The organism is Chthoniobacter flavus Ellin428 (assembly GCF_000173075.1).
Classification (GTDB): Bacteria; Verrucomicrobiota; Verrucomicrobiia; order Chthoniobacterales; family Chthoniobacteraceae; genus Chthoniobacter; species Chthoniobacter flavus.
Genome location: NZ_ABVL01000004.1, coordinates 503,421 through 523,621, shown reverse-complemented (window position 1 = coordinate 523,621; position 20,201 = coordinate 503,421). Strand labels below are relative to the sequence as shown.

At 61.9% G+C, this 20,201-nt stretch carries 17 protein-coding genes, 1 pseudogene and 1 riboswitch; of the genes and pseudogenes, 4 read left to right on the top strand and 14 right to left on the bottom strand.

Annotation, left to right across the window (positions count from 1 at the left end):
• Window positions 1–46: 46 nt before the first annotated feature.
• From CFE428DRAFT_RS09730 to metE, 3 genes are all read right to left on the bottom strand, one after another.
• Window positions 47–706, bottom strand: coding sequence for a hypothetical protein (locus CFE428DRAFT_RS09730; RefSeq protein ID WP_006979350.1), 660 nt, complete (start codon window positions 704–706; stop codon window positions 47–49).
• 150 nt (window positions 707–856) lie between these two features.
• Complete coding sequence (metF, locus tag CFE428DRAFT_RS09725) at window positions 857–1,735, bottom strand: methylenetetrahydrofolate reductase [NAD(P)H] (RefSeq protein WP_006979349.1); 879 nt, start codon at window positions 1,733–1,735, stop codon at window positions 857–859.
• A gap of 13 nt (window positions 1,736–1,748) precedes the next feature.
• Complete coding sequence (gene metE, locus CFE428DRAFT_RS09720; RefSeq protein WP_042724745.1) at window positions 1,749–4,088, bottom strand: 5-methyltetrahydropteroyltriglutamate--homocysteine S-methyltransferase; 2,340 nt, start codon at window positions 4,086–4,088, stop codon at window positions 1,749–1,751.
• Between the two features lie 209 nt (window positions 4,089–4,297).
• Between metE and CFE428DRAFT_RS09715 the strand changes: the two genes are divergently transcribed.
• From CFE428DRAFT_RS09715 to CFE428DRAFT_RS09705, 3 genes and pseudogenes are all read left to right on the top strand, one after another.
• Complete coding sequence (locus tag CFE428DRAFT_RS09715; RefSeq protein ID WP_006979347.1) at window positions 4,298–5,212, top strand: LysR family transcriptional regulator; 915 nt, start codon at window positions 4,298–4,300, stop codon at window positions 5,210–5,212.
• Window positions 5,213–5,299: 87 nt separating this feature from the next.
• Window positions 5,300–5,493, top strand: a riboswitch (cobalamin riboswitch).
• A gap of 273 nt (window positions 5,494–5,766) precedes the next feature.
• Entirely contained in the window at window positions 5,767–6,336 is a 570-nt protein-coding gene (dcd, locus tag CFE428DRAFT_RS09710; protein WP_006979346.1) for a dCTP deaminase, read from the top strand.
• Between the two features lie 336 nt (window positions 6,337–6,672).
• A pseudogene (locus tag CFE428DRAFT_RS09705) lies at window positions 6,673–9,524 on the top strand (ribonucleoside-diphosphate reductase subunit alpha).
• A 362-nt stretch (window positions 9,525–9,886) separates the two neighbouring features.
• Here CFE428DRAFT_RS09705 and CFE428DRAFT_RS09700 read toward each other — a convergent pair.
• Both CFE428DRAFT_RS09700 and CFE428DRAFT_RS09695 read right to left on the bottom strand, forming a co-directional pair.
• Window positions 9,887–10,261 carry a DUF2237 family protein gene (locus CFE428DRAFT_RS09700; protein ID WP_006979343.1) on the bottom strand — a complete coding sequence of 125 codons (375 nt, stop codon included), beginning with the start codon at window positions 10,259–10,261 and terminating at the stop codon, window positions 9,887–9,889.
• A gap of 112 nt (window positions 10,262–10,373) precedes the next feature.
• Entirely contained in the window at window positions 10,374–11,795 is a 1,422-nt protein-coding gene (locus CFE428DRAFT_RS09695) for a Gfo/Idh/MocA family oxidoreductase (protein WP_006979342.1), read from the bottom strand.
• A 250-nt stretch (window positions 11,796–12,045) separates the two neighbouring features.
• On the opposite strand from CFE428DRAFT_RS09695, the gene CFE428DRAFT_RS09690 reads away from it, so the two are divergent.
• On the top strand, window positions 12,046–12,501 hold the full coding sequence (locus tag CFE428DRAFT_RS09690; RefSeq protein WP_006979341.1) for a hypothetical protein: 456 nt from the start codon (window positions 12,046–12,048) through the stop codon (window positions 12,499–12,501).
• A gap of 10 nt (window positions 12,502–12,511) precedes the next feature.
• Here the strand turns inward: CFE428DRAFT_RS09690 and CFE428DRAFT_RS09685 are convergent, their stop codons facing one another.
• From CFE428DRAFT_RS09685 to pgsA, 9 genes are all read right to left on the bottom strand, one after another.
• A complete protein-coding gene (locus CFE428DRAFT_RS09685; protein WP_006979340.1) occupies window positions 12,512–13,252 on the bottom strand; it encodes a ferritin-like domain-containing protein in 741 nt (246 codons plus the stop codon).
• A gap of 50 nt (window positions 13,253–13,302) precedes the next feature.
• Window positions 13,303–14,064, bottom strand: coding sequence for a ferritin-like domain-containing protein (locus tag CFE428DRAFT_RS33345; protein ID WP_006979339.1), 762 nt, complete (start codon window positions 14,062–14,064; stop codon window positions 13,303–13,305).
• 27 nt (window positions 14,065–14,091) lie between these two features.
• Window positions 14,092–15,648 (bottom strand): DUF4153 domain-containing protein, encoded by a 1,557-nt coding sequence (locus tag CFE428DRAFT_RS09675; RefSeq protein ID WP_006979338.1) that lies wholly within the window; start codon window positions 15,646–15,648, stop codon window positions 14,092–14,094.
• A 5-nt stretch (window positions 15,649–15,653) separates the two neighbouring features.
• Window positions 15,654–16,517, bottom strand: a complete 864-nt coding sequence (gene ispH / locus CFE428DRAFT_RS09670; protein WP_006979337.1) for a 4-hydroxy-3-methylbut-2-enyl diphosphate reductase — start codon at window positions 16,515–16,517, stop codon at window positions 15,654–15,656.
• Between the two features lie 63 nt (window positions 16,518–16,580).
• Complete coding sequence (locus tag CFE428DRAFT_RS09665; protein WP_006979336.1) at window positions 16,581–16,877, bottom strand: transcriptional regulator; 297 nt, start codon at window positions 16,875–16,877, stop codon at window positions 16,581–16,583.
• Window positions 16,870–17,187 carry a hypothetical protein gene (locus CFE428DRAFT_RS09660; RefSeq protein ID WP_006979335.1) on the bottom strand — a complete coding sequence of 106 codons (318 nt, stop codon included), beginning with the start codon at window positions 17,185–17,187 and terminating at the stop codon, window positions 16,870–16,872. Before CFE428DRAFT_RS09660 ends, CFE428DRAFT_RS09665 begins: the two co-directional genes overlap by 8 nt.
• Window positions 17,188–17,656: 469 nt before the next feature.
• Complete coding sequence (locus tag CFE428DRAFT_RS09655; protein ID WP_006979334.1) at window positions 17,657–17,854, bottom strand: hypothetical protein; 198 nt, start codon at window positions 17,852–17,854, stop codon at window positions 17,657–17,659.
• Between the two features lie 22 nt (window positions 17,855–17,876).
• Window positions 17,877–19,343, bottom strand: coding sequence for a ribosome biogenesis GTPase Der (der, locus tag CFE428DRAFT_RS09650; protein ID WP_237705473.1), 1,467 nt, complete (start codon window positions 19,341–19,343; stop codon window positions 17,877–17,879).
• A 215-nt stretch (window positions 19,344–19,558) separates the two neighbouring features.
• Window positions 19,559–20,197: a CDP-diacylglycerol--glycerol-3-phosphate 3-phosphatidyltransferase gene (gene pgsA / locus CFE428DRAFT_RS09645; protein ID WP_006979332.1), complete on the bottom strand. Its 639-nt coding sequence runs from the start codon at window positions 20,195–20,197 to the stop codon at window positions 19,559–19,561.
• Window positions 20,198–20,201: the final 4 nt, after the last annotated feature.

Here is a 20,201-nt window from a genome sequence, read left to right as displayed (position 1 = left end):
TTGAGGGTTGCCCGCACACTGGCCTTCAAAGTAAGTGCTGGTGATGTCATACAACAGGAACTCGAAGCGCTGGCCAAGAGAGGCTTTCGTAGCGCTCCTTGAGATGACCAAAGAGGGCCTGGCGCAAAGGTAGAAGCGCATCGAGGCCGCGGTAGAGCCGGTTGTCATAAACCGCTTCGACACCAACGCCCAGCAGGTCGTCGAGAGCGGTCTGCCCATACCATCGCTCGCTCAGCGCCAGTTCGGAAGCCTGCGCGCAAAACCGGCCGATACAAAGAATGGCGGCCACCGTCGCCCAATCGATTTCCTCGCGCCCGCGCCGTAGATGCGCGAAGAAAAAATCGTGCAATCCCAAGCGCCGCCAAAGCGCCAAGGCTAAATAGACCTGGCCAAACTGCCGCAACCGTTCCACGCGCACGCGAGAAAGATCCACCTGCGCCCACTGCGGCGGCGGTAGGGACGGTGGCGCGGCCGGCGATCCAAAAAGATCTCCCGGCGGCGTGGGCTCCGCAGGCGCCCCATCCCCATCCAGTAAACGCGCTATCTCCTCCCAGCCGGCCCGTTCCTCTTCGTCGAGTCCGGGCAGTTTGCCTAGCGTCGCCACCACCCGCTGCCGCGGCCCGCGCTCCGTGCGGTGACTCTCCACCAAAGTCCAATACTCGTATTGTTGACCGTTCTTCTGTCTGCGATTGCGCCGCAAAAACATGCCCCAGCTTGCCCCTTTCCTCTCTGCTCCAGCAAGGCGGCGGTCTCCACTACAACATCCAATCCCTGACAACCAACCGCCTCTCCAGAAGCCAACCCAACATCCCCTCACGGAAAAAGCTTTTTATCCCTAACGACTGTCGAACTTGGGTTAGGGGCGCTCCAGGCTGCGCAGGATGCGGACGGAAGCCGCCGATTGATTGAGCGTGTAGAGGTGGATTCCCGAAACGCCATGGCGTAGCAAGTCCGCGCATTGTTCGATGGCGTATTGGATGCCGATCTCCGCCACCGCGTGAGGGTCGTTTCCCGAAGCCGCCAGCCGCTTGAGAAGCTTCGCCGGAATGCGGACACCAGCCGCCAGCTCCGCCATGCGCTGCAGGCCGGAGAGGGTCGTGACTGGCATGACGCCGGCGAGAATCGGCGCACGAATTCCCCCGAGTTCGCAACGCTCGCGGAAGTCGTGGAAGCTGTGATTGTCGAAAAAGAGTTGGGTGCAAATGTAGTCGGCGCCGGCGTCGACTTTCGCCTTGAGGTGATCCATCTCTCTCAGCCGATTCGGGGTGAGCGGGTGCCCGTCCGGAAAACCGGCGACCCCGATGCCAAAGCCGCGGGTCTCGTGCGGATGTTTGAATGCCCGAATGGCACCGACCAAATCGGCGGCTTGGGCAAAGGAGCTCGCGCTGGCGGCTGAGCCCTGGGGCAAATCACCGCGTAACGCGAGGAGGTTGCTCACTCCGGCGGCGGCGTATCGTGCGAGCACCGCGTGAATGTCTTCCGCCGTATGCCCCACGCAAGTCAGGTGCGGAATCGGATCAAGGGCGGTCGTTCGGCGAAGCCTGACCACGAGATCATGCGTGAGTTCCCGCGTGGCGCCGCCGGCACCATACGTCACGCTGGCAAACGAAGGCGCAAATGGCGCGAGTTCCGCGATGGTTTGGAAAAGGCGTTCGCTGCTTTCCGGAGTTCGCGGAGGGAAAAATTCGAGCGAGATGGAGGTCTTGTTCCTCGCGAGGATATCCTGAATGTGCATTAGCGTTGGGTGGTCAGCGCGGCGCCGACTGGGGCGCGCCGGCTCGAGTCCGCAGCTGGCGGGCGGCCTCGATCATGTTTTTCAACGCCGCCTTCGTTTCCTCCCAGCCGCGGGTTTTGAGACCGCAGTCGGGATTTACCCACAGATTCCGCACCGGCAAAACGGCGGCGGCTTTCTCCAGCAGCGCGGTCATTTCTTCCACGGAGGGCACGCGCGGGGAATGAATATCCCATACGCCGGGCCCGACTTCATTCGGGTAACGGAAGTGGGTGAAGGCCTCGAGCAATTCCATGTTCGAGCGCGAGGTCTCGATGGAAATCACGTCCGCATCGAGCGCGGCTATGGATGCGATGATGTCATTGAACTCGCAGTAACACATGTGCGTGTGGATCTGCGTCTCATCGCGGACGCCGGCCGCGGAAATGCGGAATGCTTCGGTGGCCCAGGCGAGGTACTCCCGCCAATCGCCCCGTCGCAACGGCAGCCCCTCGCGCAAGGCCGGCTCGTCGATCTGGATCACCCGAATCCCAGCCGCCTCGAGATCGAGCACCTCGTCACGCACGGCAAGGCCGATCTGGCGTGCGGTGGCGCTACGCGGCTGGTCGTCGCGCACGAAGCTCCACTGGAGGATGGTGATCGGCCCGGTGAGCATGCCCTTCATCGGGCGAGCGGTCAGCATTTGCGCGAAGCGGGACCATTCCACCGTCATCGGATGCGCGCGATGGACGTCGCCGAAAATGATCGGCGGCTTCACACAACGCGAACCGTAGCTCTGTACCCAGCCATGGGTGGTGAAGGCGAAGCCATCCAGTTGTTCGCCGAAGTATTCCACCATGTCGTTGCGTTCAAACTCGCCGTGCACCAGCACGTCCAGGCCCGCTGCCTCCTGAAAGCGCACGCACTCTACGGTCTTCTGCCGGAGAAAGGCGGTGTAATCCACTTCGGAAAGCTCGCCTTTTTTCCAACGGGCGCGGGCGTTGCGCACCTCCGTCGTCTGCGGGAAGGAGCCAATCGTGGTGGTTGGGAAGAGCGGCTGCTGCAAGGCCGCGTGCTGCTTTGGCTGCCGCTCGGCGAAAGGGGATTGCCGCCGGCTCTCCGCGGCCGTCACGGCCGCGGCGCGGGCTTTCACTTCCGGGCGATGAATGCGCCGGCTGATCCGACGCGATTGCACGGCGAGCTGATTGTGGTGCAGGGCCATGGGATTGCCCTCACGGGTGCCGAGCCGGGCGAGGGTCGCCACCTCGGCCAGCTTCTCCTCGGCGAAGGACAGCCAACTCTTCAACTCGAGGTCCAGCGACGTTTCCCGTCGCAAGGAAACCGGGCTGTGCAGCAAGGAACAAGAAGGCGCGACCCACACGCGCGAAGCTCCCAGCCCGGCCCTCGCCCGGTCGAGGAGGCGCTGCGATTGATCGAAGTCGTTTTTCCAAATGTTGCGGCCATCGACCACGCCCACGGAAAGGATCATCGGGCTCGGAAGTTGCGCGGCAACTTGATCGAGTTCGTGCCCGGCGCGGGTCGCATCGATATGCAGCGCGTCGACTGGTAGACCCGCCGCCAGGCCGATGTGCTCCCGAAGCTCGCCGAAGTAGGTGGCGAGGAGCAGCTTCACGCCGGGCGCCGCCTGGCGCAGTTGACGATAGGCTGGAAGGAACGCGGCCTGCCATTCGGCACTGAGATCGAGCGCGAGGAAGGGTTCATCCAGTTGAATCCACTCCGCACCCTGCTCGCGCAATCGCCTCAGAATCTCGCCATAGATGGGCAGCAAGCGCTCCAGCAAAGCCAGCCGATCGAATCCTTCCTCCTGGCCTTTGCCGAGGAAAAGATAGGTCAGCGGTCCGACGAGTACAGGCTTCGTCGTGATGCCGAGCGCGCGCGCTTCCGCAAACTCATCGAACGGCTTGGTCGAGCTGAGTTGGAAAGCCGTATCCGGCCGGAACTCCGGCACGATGTAATGATAGTTCGTGTCGAACCACTTGGTCATCTCGCTCGCCGTCGTTGCCTGGTGGCCGCAGGCGCAGCCAGCCTCGTGGGTGCTCGCGACGCCGCGCGCGATCTGGAAGCGCAAGGCCAAGTCGACGTTTCCACCCTCCCAGCCGAATCGCGACGGCACGTTGCCCAACAGGCAGCTCATGTCGAGCATCTGATCGTAAAAGCTGAAGTCGTTCGACGGGATCAGGTCGATGCCCGCCGCCTTTTGGCTCAGCCAGTGGGCGCGACGCAACTCCGCGCCCGTCTTGAAGAGTTCTTCTTCCGAGAGCTGGCCTTTCCAGTAGGCCTCCGTGGCGCGCTTGAGTTCGCGCTGTGCGCCGATGCGGGGGAAACCGAGGTTGTGAGTGAGGAGGACTTCGTTCATTCCAGCCAGTTTCCGGCGATTCGCTTCATTCTCAAAACGCGACGTTTTGAGAGTGATCATTCATGGCGTTGATGATGATGCTCCAGACAACGAAGCTTGCCCGAAGCGCCTCCGCCATTAGCGTAGCCGCCGGTGAGCACCTACGAAAGCGCCTCCGGAGGACGAACGCCGCGTTCTTCCGTGCTCCTAGATTCAATGCCCTTCGCGCCATGCTCGAGATCCGCCATTTAAAAACCATCGTCGCCCTGGCCGAAACCGGGAACCTCTCCAAGGCCGCCAAACGAGTGCATCTCTCCCAGCCGGCGGTGTCGCATCAGATTCGCGCCGTGGAACAGCACTACGAGATCGAACTCTTCGAACGAAAGAGCGTTCCCTTGCGCTTGACCGCGGCAGGGGAGCGTTTCGTCGAGCTCGCCTATCAGGTGACCCGATGCGTGCAGGATGGCGAGCGCGACCTCGCCCGAATCGCCCAAGGCCAGGCCGGGCAGCTGCGCATCGCCGTGGAGTGCCACTCGTGTTTCGACTGGCTGATGCCGGCCATGGACGCTTTCCGCGAACACTGGCCGCAGGTGGAGCTGGATTTGGTCTCCGGTTTTCATGCGGATCCTCTCGGACTGCTCGGCGAAAACCGCGCGGATCTGGTCATCGTTTCCCACGCCCTCAAGCGGCCCAATGTCGTCTTTCATCCGCTCTTTGCCTACGAAGTGCTCGGGCTGCTCTCCCGTCATCATCCCCTGACGCGCAAACCCTATCTCACGGCTCGCGATTTCAAGTCCGAAACGCTCGTCACTTATCCGATTCCCGATGACCGGCTCGACCTGGTGCGTGAGGTCTTGCTCCCGGCCAAAGTGAATCCGGTCCGGCGCACGACGCAAATGACCGTGGCCATTCTTCAATTGGTCGCCAGTGGACGCGGCATCGCGGCGCTGCCGGGATGGGCCGTGCAGCCTTATCTCGATCGCCACTATGTGGTGTGGAAACCAGTGGGGAAAAGCGGGCTGCAGAGCCGGCTCTACGCGGCCACTACCCAAGCCGCCTCGAGAATGGCTTACATGGAGGAATTCCTGCGCATCATGCGCGCGGTCAGCTTTTCCACGCTAAAAGGAATCGAACCGCTTTCCTGAGGGAAAATTAGCCGGAAAAACTCTTGACCTGAGTCCGTCTTCAGACCCAATATGGGGTAGTTCTTTGAAATACCACCACAACATATAGTGGTAGCTTAGTGAAAAAGTGCCCGCGGTCACGGCCTCGGGAGAATAGGGAATCGGGTGTAAATCCCGAACGGTTAGCGCCGCTGTAACGAGCGACGAAAGCCCCATGTAGAGCCACTGCGTAGAGACGCGGAAAGGCGGGGCGAGTAGGACAACCTCGAAGCCAGAAGACCTGCTTTTTCACCCTCATCCCGCCCGCTCATCACGGGCCGAAACCAACGGTCGCGCCAAACGACCGGATGAGATCCTGATCGCTTCAAGACGCACTCCATCGCTCTGCGATTCATGCGCCCTGCCGCCCTCGGTTTTCCTCATCCTGTGTGAGGCTGTGCCGGGGGCTTTTTTGTCCATTTCCAATTCCCTCCGGGGAAAAATCCCATCACTCATGCGTATCATCTTCCGTCTCAATCACCCGCGCCACCGCGGGGCAAATGCGTCATCCATGGCTTTCCTTGCCCTGAGCTGAAATGAGCGTGCACGCCGACCACTGGATTCGCCGCATGGCGAAAGAGCACGGGATGATCGAACCCTTCGAGGAATCACTCGTGCGGAAGAAAGACAACGGAGCCCCGATCATCAGCTACGGCCTCTCGAGCTACGGCTATGACCTGCGCGTGGCTGATGAGTTCAAGGTCTTCACCAACGTCTACAACGCCGTCGTCGACCCGAAGGCCTTCGACGCTCGCTCGTTCGTCGACATCCAGGGCGAGTCCTGCCTGGTGCCGCCGAATTCCTTCGCCCTGGCGCGCAGCGTGGAATATTTCCGCATCCCGCGCGACGTGCTCACCCTCTGCGTGGGCAAGAGCACCTACGCCCGCTGCGGCATCATCGTGAACGTCACCCCCTTCGAGCCCGAATGGGAAGGTCACGTGACGCTGGAGATTTCGAACACCACTCCCCTGCCCGCCCGCATATACGCCGGCGAAGGCCTCGCGCAAGTCGTCTTCCTCGCGGCCGCCGAGCCGTGCGAAACGAGCTACCGGGAACGCAGCGGCAAGTATCAATCGCAACGCGGGATCACCGTTCCGAGGATGTAAATGACCGCCGTGCGCACAGCTTCAATTGGCGGGGATAGCCAAGGCGGCGGAAGGGACTCGCGGTGGTCGGAGGACGGGCGAGCCGCGCTTCAGCCATCCACCAGTTTACGCTTCGCGACCGCGGGTTTCCTGAGTCCCGAGCGCCCTGTTGAGGGCGCGCGCCGTGGAACGCTCTTTGGGCGTTCCATATGCAAATTTCGTCCGCAAACCGCATTGCCACCCCAGCTCCCCCCTAACGTATAATCCCCTCCCGTGCGCGGCCAGCCTCGTCCTTTTGGACTCAGGCAGGCCACCTGCGGGAACTTCTTCGTCATCGCCCAGCTAGAAACCCACGCCATGAACACCAGCAACGCTCCTTTCGTCCTGCGCAACGATTTGCCCGCGGTCAGCACCCCGGAGTTCCCGCAAGTGATCCGTCGTGATTTACCCGGCGACACCTCGGGCAAACCGCGCGTGGTGCCGTGGCTCGGACACAAAATCGCCAAGGCGGTCTCCGCGGCCTGCTTTGTCGAAGGACAGGATGACCAGATCGGCGTGCAGGTGCAGGCAGAGATCGAATATCGCCTGCGCCGTGAACGTCCGAGCTTTGTCCATATCGAGCAACTGCAGGATATGGTCGAGGAGACGCTCATCGATCTCGGCCACGCGAAGGTGGCTCTGGTCTACGGCAAGTATCGCGCGCGCCGCGCCGCGGAACGCGAGCACGGCATCGGCCCGGTCATCGAGGACGATGGCCAGCAGCTCGAACTCGCCACGCGCGAGCAACTCGGCGACATCCGTGCGCGCATTTCCTTCGCCAAGATCGGCCTGAAGGTGACGCTCAACGACGACGACCTGCTGGCGCGCCTGCTACGCAGCACGTCGATCAGCCTCACCCCGGTGGAACGCCGCGATACCATCGTGCTCAATGCGAAGTCGCTGCTCGATGTCGACGCCGACGCCCGCTTTTTCGCCGCGCGCATTTTGCTCAGCTACATCTACGAAGAGACGTTGCCGTGGAAAGTGGCCGATGGCCCGCAAGCCTTGAAGGAAGCGCATCGCAAGGCCTTCCTCGAATACATCCCGCGCGGCATCGCCCTGGGCCGCCTCGAGCCACGCCTCGCGGAATTCGATCTCAAGAAACTGGCCACGGCGCTCGATCCCTTTGCCGATCTGCAGTTCGACTTCCTCGGCATCCAGACGCTGTACGATCGCTACCTCATCCACACCCACGATTCCGTGACTGGCCGCAAGCAGCGCATGGAAGCGCCGCAGGTTTTCTGGATGCGCGTGGCCATGGGCCTTTCCGTGCAGGAGCCGGAACGCGAAGAACGCGCCGGGCAATTCTACGGCATCTACAAATCGCGCCGGGCGTGCTCGTCCACGCCCACGCTCTTCAATGCCGGCACGATGCACCCGCAGCTCTCGAGCTGCTACCTGCTCTACTGCGGCGACTCCATCGAGGAGATCACCGAGACCTGGCGCCGCTTCTCGCATCTCTCGAAATGGGCGGGCGGGCTTGGTTGCTCGTGGACGGCGATCCGCGGAGCGGGTGCGCACATTCACGGCACGAACGGCGAGAGCTCGGGCGTGATCCCCTTCCTCAAGGTCAGCAACGACATCGCCATCGCGGTGAACCAGGGCGGCAAGCGTCCCGGAGCGCTCTGCAGCTACCTGGAACTCTGGCACGCGGATATCGAGGACTTCCTCGACCTGCGCAAGGAAACCGGCGACGACCGCCGCCGCACGCACAACATGAACACGGCGCACTGGATTCCCGATCTGTTCATGAAGCGCCTCAAGGCGATCTCCGACGGCACGCTGACCAAGGAGGCCACGTGGTCGCTCTTCCGCACGAGTGAAACGCCCGATCTGCCGGAGCTGAGCGGGCGCGCCTTCGAGGAGCGCTACCTGCAGTACGAGGCGCTCGCTGCCGAGGGCAAGCTGTGGTCGCGCAAGGTGCGCGTGCTTGCCCTCTGGAAGCGCATGCTGGAGATGCTCTTCGAAACGGGGCATCCGTGGATGACCTTCAAGGACCCGTGCAATCTGCGCAGCCCGCAGGATCACACCGGGGTGATTCATAACTCGAATCTCTGCACCGAGATCACCCTCAACACGAGCAGCGACGAAGTGGCGGTGTGCAACCTCGCTTCGATCAATCTCGCCGCGCATCTGCGCGAGGACGGGGCGCTCGATCACGATCGCCTGCGCGCCACCATTACGGTGCTCATGCGCATGCTCGATAACGTCATCGACATCAATTTCTACCCGGTCGATGCAGCGGCGAATGCCAACCTGCGGCATCGTCCGGTGGGGCTCGGGCTCATGGGCCTGCAGGATGCGCTCTATGACAAGGGCATTGCCTTCGACACGCCGGAGGCCGTGGCCTTCAACGACGAAGCGCTCGAGGCCATCGCTTATTACGCTTACGAAGCGAGCAGCGATCTCGCGGCGGAACGGGGCCGTTACCAGACCTACGCGGGCTCGAAGTGGGATCGCGGGCTCATGCCGCTCGATACGCTGGCGCACCTGGAGCAGCAGCGTGGCGTGCCGCTCATGGTCGATCGCACTTCCCGACTCGATTGGACCGCGCTGCGCCAAAAGATCGCCCAGCAGGGCATGCGCAATTCGAACTGCCTGGCCATCGCGCCCACGGCCACGATTTCGAATATCCTCGGTGCACGCCGTGCATCGAGCCGACCTACAAGCACATCCACACGAAGTCGAACATGAGCGGCGAGTTCATCCGCACCAACGATCACCTGCTGCGCGAGCTGCAGAATCGTGGGCTGTGGGATGAAGAGATGCTCGCCGACCTGAAGTACTTCGACGGCAGTGTGCAGCAGATCGATCGCGTGCCCGCCGAGCTCAAGCGGCTCTACAAGACGGCCTTCGAAATCGCGCCGACCTGGATTCTGCAATGCGCCGCCGCCCGGCAGAAGTGGATCGACCAGGCGCAGAGCACGAACCTCTGGCTGGCCGAGAGCGACGCCCGCACCGCGAGTTTCATGTATCGCGAAGCATGGGAGCGCGGTCTCAAGACGACGTATTATCTCCGCACGCTGAACAAGAGCGCCATCGACAGCTCGAACCGGGACCGCCGCGCCACCACTGCTCCCGAACCGAAGCGCGAATACAGCGCCGAGGAAAAGCAGTCGTGTTCCATCGAAGCCATGCGCAACGGTGGGACGTGCGAGGCTTGCCAGTAGGGGCATCGCACGAGAAAGCCTCGGAAAACAGATAAGACCCTGGAGGGCACCGCTCCGTCGGTGCCTTGTCCCGAAGGGACAACGGATTTTAGCCGGTGTGCAAGCCCGTGAGCCTTTGGCGAACGAGCGTAGCCACCGGATCTCCATCCCCTCACGGGCTCGCCCCGGAGGGGCGGTGGACCTCCCGCTGACGTAGAACTCCGGCGCCACCTCCGGGGCGCATCCGTGTTAGGGACTATATCCGGGGGTGTCGCTCGCAAGCTCGCTTTACCCCCGGCTAATGTCCTTTGTCCCTCCGGGACAAGGCACCGACAGAGCGGTGCCCTCCAACTCTGATTCGAAAATTCTTCCCCAAAAGCGCCCTACACCGCCGAATCCACCGCGTAGCGCTGCAGATCCTCCAGCGACACAAACTCCAGCGCGGAAATGTGCGTGGAGGCCAACACGACTTGCGGAGCGCAGCCAGCCTCGAAGGCTTCCGACCAACGCGTCACGCACAGGCACCAGCGATCGCCGGGCTTCAAGCCGGGGAAACCATACTCCGGCACCGGCGTGGAGAGATCGTTCCCGGCAGCCTGGGAGAACTCGAGGAACTCCTCATTCATGACCGTGCACACGGTGTGCAATCCATGATCACCGGGCCCCGTATGGCAGCAGCCATCGCGATAAAAACCGGTAAGCGGATCGAAGCTGCAGGGCTGCAGCGGCTGGCCGAGAACGTTGGAGGCTCTGGACATGGTCGTGGACTTGAATCGGCCTCACTACTCTCATCTTTCCCATTCCTCGTATAGGAGGAATGGGAAAGAATAGGAGAGAGGATACGAGGCAGGGGCGGAAAGCCCCTTTCCCCTAGATCTTGTCGGCGGAGTACTCCCAGCCCTTGCGATAAGCAGCGCGCTTGATGAACTTCTGCGCCTCGGGCATGCCGACCACTTCGAGCTTCTTCTGGTCCCACTCGATCCGCTTGCCGGCGAAATGCATGGAAAGCCCGCCGACGAGCGTGAGCTCGGTGAGCGGCACGGAATAGTCGAACTGCGACATGAACGGGAACGGCTTCCCGTTCTTGATCGCCAACGTCCATTCTTCCTGCGGGTTGCCGGCCTTCGGGCTGCGCTCGAGGGTCTTCGGCACCGGGCTGGCCATGATGGCTTCGCGGCGGGACTTCGGCCAGATCTGCGGATCCTTGGCCTGGTCGTTCTTGTTGAAGATGATGCCTTCGCTGCCAACGATGAACCAGCCGCCGGGCGAGGTCTTGCCATTCTTCTTCGGATCCTTGTCGGCAAAGGCCTCGGCGAGGTCGATCTGCGACGGGAATTCCGGCACATACGGGGTGCCATCGGGCTTCTTGCCTTCGTACCAGGTCAGCGTCACGTCGCCGTGGCCCTTCACATTCGGGAATTCCATCTTCACGATCGAGCCCGTCGGCCAGGCGATATCGGTGAGGTCATCGACCTGCGTCGCCGTGGCGTAACGCGGCACGCCGAGATCGAGCGCCCACGAGGCGGCATCGATGAGGTGGCAGCCCATGTCGCCAAAGGCGCCGGCGCCCCACTCGAGGAAGCCGCGCCACTTGAAGGGATGAATGCCCGGGGAATACGGATGATCGGGCGTCGCGGCGAGCCACTGTTCCCAATCGAGCGTGGCCGGCACTTCGCCGGGCTGGAAGGAAACGGCTTTGCCCTGCGGCCAGATCGGGCGGTTCGTCCACACGTGGACTTCCTTGACCTTGCCGATGACCCCGGCGGCGATCCATTCCTTGACCACGCGGTTGTCGTCGTAGGTATGGCCTTGGTTGCCCATCTGGGTGATGACGCCCTTTTTCTTGGCCGCCTTGTGCAATTCGCGGGCTTCCCAGAGGGTGTTCACGAGCGGCTTCTGGACGCAGACGTGCTTGCCGAGGCCGATGGCGTGCATGGCCGCCGGATAGTGGGCGTGGTCGGGAATCGACACGGTGACGGCTTCGATCTCTTTCACCTCGTCGAACATCTTGCGGAAGTCGCGGAAGAGCTTGGCGTTCGGGTATTTCGCCGCGGCTTTCTTGAGATTGTTCTCGTCGACGTCGCACAGCGCCACCACTTCGTTCCCTTTGGAAGATCCCTCCAGGTCCGAAGCGCCCTTGCCACCGCAGCCGATCGCCGCCACGGCCAGCTTGCGGCTCGCGGGCGTGTCATCGGCGTGGATGAGGATATTCGGGAGGATAATGCCACCAGCGGTGGTGGCGGTGAGTCCTTTGAGGAAGGAACGACGGGAGGATCGATACGAATAATTCATGGAGTGGGGATAGGGGACACTTGCTCTGGGGAAGACTTGGCACCATTCACAACCCCACTTGGTCGCGCAAGCTTAGAGACACAGTCTTCAGAGTGGGCCAAAGGGAGGAATCCCTTTTGTCCAATTTTCGCTACAATCTCCAAACCGGGGAGAGACGCCGGTCGGGAATCACTTGCGAAAAAGGCCAAACGGGTGTCCATTTTTCATACGGACATCAGGGCGAGCACATCCGAATTTCTACCGAATACTTATGGAACAGCTCATTACCGTCGCCACGTTCAATGAACGCGCCCCCGCCGACAAAATCGCCACCCGCCTGCGTGAGACCGGACTCGCCGCTGAAGTCTACGACGAATCCCAGGAGCAGAAGTGGAAGCTCTGGAACCTGAATCCCCGGGCCCACATGCGCGTCCGGGTGCATTCCGCCGAGGAAAGCCGCGCCCTGACCCTGCTCGAGGAGTGGAAAGGCACCGAACCGGCGCTCAGCCAGATCATTCGCTGCCCGGAATGTGGCTCTTCCCGAATCGAATTTCCGCAGTTCTCCCGCCGCACCATCATGGGAGCCCTGCCGGCAGCTCTGGCTGCGACCGGCGTGATCGCGCGGGAATACTATTGTGAGTCCTGCCATTTCACCTGGCCGGACGAAACCAAACCCGAACCCGAACTCGACGCCCTGAACTGGAGCAAGGGCGCGAAGGTTCCGTGATTTAAAGGTCTCAAGCCACCGGCGAAGGAACGGATCCGCGCGAGGTTATTACCCCGGCGAAGCTGGCGAGGAATTGCACACACTCGTGTCGCGCCTCGCGTTGGAATTCGCCGCGGCCGATCCGGAGGGTGCGCAAGGTCCGGTGGTGATCCGTCCACGCTACTTGCAAGGCCGCGAGAAAGAGCGCCTGAAACTGGGCCAGCCAAAGTGCCCTTTCAACGGGCAGCCACGTCGTCTGCGACGCGCCAAACCGCTCGGCGTGAAACGCGATGTGCTTCGCTTCATCCCGTAGGACCAACTCACACACCTCCCGGAGCACCGGGTCGTTCGAGCGATTTTCCAGCAACCGGTAATACGCCGTGCCGATGAGTTCGGCGATGACCAGCACCTGAAGCTCGAAGCCCATGCCCAAGGCCCGGCGGAAAAGGCGAAAGAGCGTGTGCGTCCAATGCCGGCTCACCAAGCGTCCGCGGTAACGCTCGACCAGCTTTTGCAAAAGACGCGCGTGTTCCTGTTCTTCCGCGATGAACAGGACCAGCGCTTCCTGATAAGCCGGATCGTCGGCGTGAGTCCGCCGCGCCTCGCGCAGGAGATGGGTCCCCTCCCCGCTTTCGCCGAGCTGAAAGTGGGAAAGTGAGCGTGCCAGTTCCGCGACAATGGCCGGGTGTTCATTCAACGGGAGATCCCATTGCGGTTCCGGGCGATTGAGTCGGTTTTGTTGATAGTAATGCAGCCAGGTGGTGGAATTCATGGAGATGAGATTTCGAAAAGTGGTTGTCGCGAATCGAGTGAAGGGGCCGATCAGGAGGTCGCTTGAAGCCATTGTTTGGCGTGAGGCTCACGCGCCGGTCGTCCCGCCTTCGCCCGGCATTGCTCCAGTTCGGCGAGAAAGTTGACCACGCCACTGCGGATATGCCCGAAGAGTTCCGGGCGCGTTCCGCCCAAGGCCCCCAGCGCGCGGCCGTGTCCGTGCCAGAGAAACCAGCCACACGCCTCGGCCAGCAGGTGCATCTGCCACTTCCAAACCCACCCCACACCACGCGGATAACGAAACGCCAGGCGATCCCGGTGAAAGTCGATATGCCGAGCTTCATCCCGCAGGATGAGCTTGCACATATCGGCAAGCGGCTGATCTCCCACGTGCCGTCGAATCACACGATAGTATCCCGTGCTTGCGATCTCGACGACGAGCAGCACGAGCATCTCAAACTGCACGCCGAGCCGCCGGCGGATCGCATAAAACAGCTCAAAACCGAAGGTCGTGGTGACGAACGTTCCGCCCACGCGCTCGACCGCCCGCCCTAGGAGCCGCGAGTGCTCGTGCTCTTCGGCAAACCACAGGTCGACGACCTGGCGAGCGTCCTCCGTCGAGCCGCGATAGCTCTCGGCATCCACGGCGACGAGGCAACACTCTCCTCCGCCGTCGCCGAGTTGATACTCCGCGAGCGAAAGCGCCAGCAGTCGTCGTTTTTCCTCGGGCATGGTGAACGGCGCCTCCCAATCGGGTTCCGGACGATCGAGGCGGTTGGCGTGAAAGTGTTGGATCCAGTGTTGGTAGTTCATGGTTTGGCGATGGTTTCCGGTTGCTTGTCAAAGCGGTGCGGCAATTTGATCCGCAGCCTTCGTCACCGCCTGAGAGGCGGCGCGCCGGCGGATCTCGAAGGAGCGCCAGTCGGCATGCGCCAGGCGTTCGTGTTCGGCCCGGGCGATCTTCAGGACGATTTGGCGGACTGCGATCACGTCCCCTCGCCTGCGATCCTCCGTCGTGGCAACGGAGCACAGCGCCGGCCAGCCACTCGGCCCGAGGTTTTCGAGATACTCAAAATCGAGCGTGCGCGAGCGGTCCTTGCGCCACTGGTCCACATTGAATTGCGCCACCAAGCCGCCCACGTCCGGAAATTGCAGGATGTAAAAGAGGACGAAGACGGCGAGCGCATTGTGCCAGATGAGACGATTCAGACTGCCTTCGCGCACGACATGCAGCGCGAGCAGGACGAAGCCAGCGGTCACGAGCAGCAGGAAGCACCCGACATACACGCGAGCCGTCGAGAGCTCGTAGGCCTCGACGTAAAGTTTCAGCCGCAGAAAGACCCCGGCAATGAGCACGAGATTCTGGACGATCCAAAACAGCGCGAGCGCCTTGATGCCGCGGGCCCGAGTGATCTCGGTGGATTGCTGGAACAACGTCGCCAGCACTACCGCGGAAAGCAGCGCGGCGAAGGTGAGACTGGCCACGCCGCTGTGGAGGAATTCGCTGTGGGTCACGCCTTTGGGCAACTCCGCGTGCCACCACAGGTACGAGACGTCGATGGTATTGACCGCGAAGAAGAGCGCGTTGATGACGAAGAGGATCGAGCGGCTCTGCCAGATCGCGACGGTGCGGTCCGAACGCCCGACGCGGGACCATTGCCGCGTCCAGATGCGCGGCTTCTCTGTGCCTTTGCGCGGCTGCAGGAACGCCAGCATCAACGTGCTCAGGGCAAACCAGAAAAGGAGATGATCGAAGGAGAGATCGAAATTCTGCAGCCAATCGATCACGCCGGTGTAGACGCGATTGCAAAGCTCCTTGAAGACGGCGTTGCCAAGCTGGAAGACGATGAGGAAGACCAACCCCAGGCAGGCGGCGGGCGCGATCGCTTGCAAGGCCCGGGCGATCACGTCGCCGCTGGCTTTGCTCATCCCTACGCTGACCAGCGCATTCGAGCCCAGCCGGCCGAAAAACCAGGGCCAACGCCCCGGCGCGCAAACCCACGAGAGCAGCGCTTCCGACCAACGCGCCCAAGCCGTGCCGGCGATTTCGCGATAGCAGCTCTCGCCCACGACCACCGCGAGCAGGCCGATCAACACGAGCGTGTTGGTGAACGAAGTTTCGAAGGCGGTCGCCATGGCCGCGCCGCCCATGAGGCCGCAGGCGATACCCGCGCGCCAGCGCTGCCCCGGCCGAGCATGCAGCGCGAACACGACCAGGGCCACGGTGCAGAAATAGAGGCCCAAGGTGAATCCCGGTGTCTGGCGCCAGAAAAGAAAATCGGCCAGCCAGACGAGGATCGGACCAATGGTGAGGGCGGGCCAAAGGCGCCCGGTGAATTGGGCGGGGACGGCAGCGGAGGCAATCGGAATTGCGGGTGGGACGGCAGATGAGTTCATGTGGGTCAGTGAGCGGCGAGGGAAAGTTCGGTAGCGATGGCTTCGAGCCGGATCCGAACAGTGGCGACGGTCTCCTTGAGCGTGCTGGTGCCGGCGGTGATGCCGACGACGCGCGCCGCGCGGAACCAATCCGGGCGCAGTTCCTCGGCGCGCTCGACGTGGTGCACGGCACGGCCCGCCACGGTAGCGGCAGCGACGAGCTGCAGCGTGTTGTTGCTGTTGCGTCCGCCGACCACGACCAGCGTGTCGCATTCCTCGATGAGTTTGCGCAGCGCGCTCTGCCGGTTTTTTGTCGGCTGACAGACGGTGTCGCAGAAACGCACCTCGCTGGCCGGCCGCGCGATGCGGATAGCATCGACCAGCGCGAGGACCTTTTCCGACGGCTGCGTCGTCTGGGAAATCACGCCGAGACGCGCGGCGGTTGGCAGATTCGCGAGATCTTCCGCGGATTCGATGATGCAGGCGTCGGGGAAATCACCCGTGAGTCCATTCACCTCCACATGTCCGCGCTTGCCGATCACCACCGGCACGAATCCCTGCTCCACCAGTGCGCGCAATTTCTCATGCGCCTGCAGCACCAGCGGGCACGTCCCATCGGCCACGCCAAAGCCCGCGTTGCGCCATTCGCCGCGCGCTTTGTCCGAAGCGCCGTGGGCGGTGATCATCACCTGCGTCGACTGTGCGGAATCCCGATCGTCCAACGCGCCTTCGCGGACACCGTGCCGCGCCAGGCGCTCCCGCACGACGGGGTTGTGAACAAGCTCGCCGAGGATGGTCAGCGGACCGCGGGTGGCCAGTTCTTCCGCTTGGGCAATGGCATCGCGCACGCCAAAGCAAAGGCCGTAATGTTCTGCAAGTTGGATTTTCATGATCGATTTTTCAGTAGGTGTTTTCGACTTACTTTGTGCGACAAAGTTTAAGGGCAAAATTTTTTACCGCCGGCCGGCTTTGACGATTTGCTCGAGGATCGTCAGGTAGTCTTGAAACGATTGGCGCCCCTTATCGGTGAGCGAGTAACTGGTCTGCGGGCGGTCGCGCACTTCCTTGGTCACGGCCACATAGCCGTGCTCGTGCAAGGTGCGCAGGTGCGTGATGAGATTGCCGTCGCTGAGTTCCAGCTCGGCTTTCAGATCCTGGAAGGACCAGCTCGGTCTCGTCGCTAGCAGCGTCATAATTCCGAGCCGGCCTTTCTCATGGATGATCTTGTCGAGTTTATCGAAATCAAACATCGGGTCGCGGCGTAGCGCCGATGGCCGCAGCGGGCACCCGGCGCGGCCAGGTGGAGGCAGCGTAGATGAAGTGAAAGCCGCCAAAGGTCGCGACCATGATCACATCCGGGTTCAGTTTGGGGCCGAAGTCGTCGAGGGCGCCCAGCGTAAAGATGCCCAACCCGGCAACCAGAAAGCTCCAGCCAAGCCACATCATCGACCGCGGCGCGAAATGGGCCGTGGCCAGCAGAGCGAGTCCATAAAAGATCGCGAGCAAGGCCGAGACGAGCTTCGGACCAAACAAACAAAAAAATACGCCGCCGCTGAGCATGGGTGGGAGCAACGCCTGAAAAGCGGGCCCGCATGCCGGGCGACACCAGCGGATCGCCGCGTCGGCGCGCCTCCCGGTAGATCAGCAATCCATTGATGACCATCGTGACAGCCAGCGCGATCAGCCAGCGAAAATGAAACGAGTTCACCGGGAACCACTGATCGAAAAGCCGCTGCACTGGCGGCGAAGCCACGATCACCGCAGCGATGCCGCCCGCGAGCGCCGTGGGCGCAGACACCGCCCGATAAATCGTTGCCTTTTCCATGAGCGAACGAATGACGCGCAGGTGTTCCTCGGCTTCAGCGGCAGTGGGCATGCGAGTGACTTTGTCTTGCAAAGTATTACTTTGCAAGACAAAGTTGAGGGAAAATTTAGCGGCCGCCTGGGCCCTGTTGCGTCGGTCTAGAACCGTCGAATGGGAGGAATAGGAAAAATAGGAAGGATGGGAAGGCCTATTCTTCCGTCCCTCTCATGCCCGTCGTCTCTCCCATACAGCACGAACTTTTCCGGCGGTGATGTCGTTCTTGCCTCGTTCGATGGAAGCCACAAAGTCGAGCCTCATTTCCTGCTGATCTTCCAACCGCTGCTCCAACCATTCCTTCACCTCTTCCGCTTCCTCGCGAGAGAGGCTCGCGATAGCGGATTTAATTTCGGAAATGGTGGTCATACGCGATGGCAACGCCGACCGCTCACCCGCCCAATCGCCGGCGCGGTTTGTCGGCTTTCTTGTTCGTCCGTTTGCGAGGCCCCGAGGGAGGACGCCCACCGGTCTCGGGATTACGACCGAACTTTTGACCGCGCGTATCGTTGCTCTTGTCCCGCGCCGCACGGGCGCGGAGGTGAAGGAGAATTGGCAGACCGGTGTAGGGCGCTTTCTCGCGCAACTTGGAATCCAGATAGCGGTGGTAGCTCTGGTCGAGCAAGCCGTCATCATTGACGAAAAGGACGAACTCCGGAATCGGGATAACCTTACCGTGGGGCCGGTCGGGCTGCGTGCCAAAGAGCACTTTCAGGCGCTTGCCGCTCTTCATGGCCGGCGGATGCAAGGCCACCGCCTCCGCGAGCAGACGATTGAGAACGCCAGTGCCGATTCGGAATTGCGATTCGCTGCGAATGCGTTCGATCGTCTTGAAAAGACGCGTGAGTTCCGCACCAGTTTTGGCGCTGACCAGCATGCTGGGCGCGTAGGGGATGAAAAACAGCTCCTCGCGCAATCCATCGAGCACCTCCTTCAGTTCCTCCTTCGAGTCCGTGCGGTCCTTGATCAAATCCCATTTATTGAAGGCCACGATGCACGGCTTGTTTTCCTCCTGGATCATGCCGGCGATCCTTTTGTCCTGAGCGGTCACACCCTGTTCGGCGTCGATGACCAGGCAGCAAATATCCGCCCGGCGAATGCTCGTCTCGCTGCGCATCACGCTGAAGACTTCGACTGAGTTATCCACCTTCCCTCGCGGACGGATGCCGGCGGTGTCGATGAGCACATAGTGCTGCCCGTGCCGCTCATAGGGAATGTCGATAGCGTCGCGCGTCGTCCCGCTGATCGGCGAAACGAGGGTCCGGTCGTCGTTCAGGATCGCGTTGGTCAGCGAGGATTTGCCGACGTTGGGCCGGCCAACAATGGCGATCTTGATCGGCGACGCGGGATCGGAGCCGGGGCCTGCCTCGTCAAAGATCGGCGCGGGGAGCATGCGCTCCAGCCACGCGACGAGTGGGAGGATGCCGCGATTGTGCTCTGCACTGATGGCGATGGATTCCGAGAAGCCGAGCTGCGAGAACTCCGCGGCACGCGGGCCGTGTTGATCCACGTCGATCTTATTGATCGCGAGGAGCAGCGGTTTGGCGGTGCGACGCATGAGCCGGGCGAGTTCCTGGTCGAGCGGGGTCAGACCGTCCTGGCCATCGACCACGAAAAGCAACACGTCCGCCGAGCCGAGGGCGATCTCCACTTCCGCACGCACCTGTTCGGTGAAGCTGGCATCGACATTGGCGCCGATACCACCGGTGTCGATGATCTCAAATGGATAGTTCCCCAGCTTACACTGCGAGGTGATGCGATCGCGCGTCACGCCCGGCATGTCGTGCACGATGGAAATCTTCCGTCCGGCGAGACGATTGAAAAGAGCGGATTTGCCGACATTCGGCCGGCCGACGATGGCTACGGTGCGGGGACACTGGGGATTAGTGGATAGTTGAGAGTGGATGGTTGATAGCCGCTTTCTCGACTCAGGTCATCGCTGGGAAAACGGCTCGTAGGGTATGTCAGGAAACCACCTGCGCAAGTTTTGCTTCAATGCGCAGCCCTGTGAATGCGTCCCGCAGACCACCGGCGGCTATCAACCATCAACTCTCAACTATCAACTTCTCCCCTTCAGATCTCATTCTGGTCCTTCGGATCCGGGTGCCCGTGATGATGCATCTGCGCGACGCCTTGCGCGAGGTAGCCCATGCCGGAAAGCAGGGTGAAGATGCCGGCCAGCCAGACCGGGATATCGAGAAAAGCCACGTCGAGATTCCAGCGGCCGACGACGAGGTTTTCCTGGAAGGGGTTGTACTGCAGCATGTAGACGCCGATGGCGACCATCTGCAGCGCGGTGGCCGTCTTGCCCATCCAGGTCGGACGCACGTGCACGCTGCCATTGAGGAAATGCAGGGTGAGGGTGCCGATGACGATGACCGCGTCGCGTGCCACCACGAGGACCGCGAACCAGGCCGGGAATTCGTAGGCCCAATTCGAAACGCTGAGCGTGATGATCCCGGTGAGGAGCAATCCCTTGTCGGCAATCGGGTCGAGCACCACACCGAGGCGGGTGCGCTGGTTGAAGCGGCGGGCGATGTAGCCGTCGATGCCATCGCTCGCCGCGGCGACGGTGAAGACGGCAATGGCCGCCCAGCGCTGCCATTCGATAGGCGCCCCCCTTTGCACACTCCGGCCGTAGTAGATCGCCATCATCACGAAAACGGGAATCAGCAGAATCCGGGTGATGGTGATTTTGTTCGCTGTGGTCATGGAA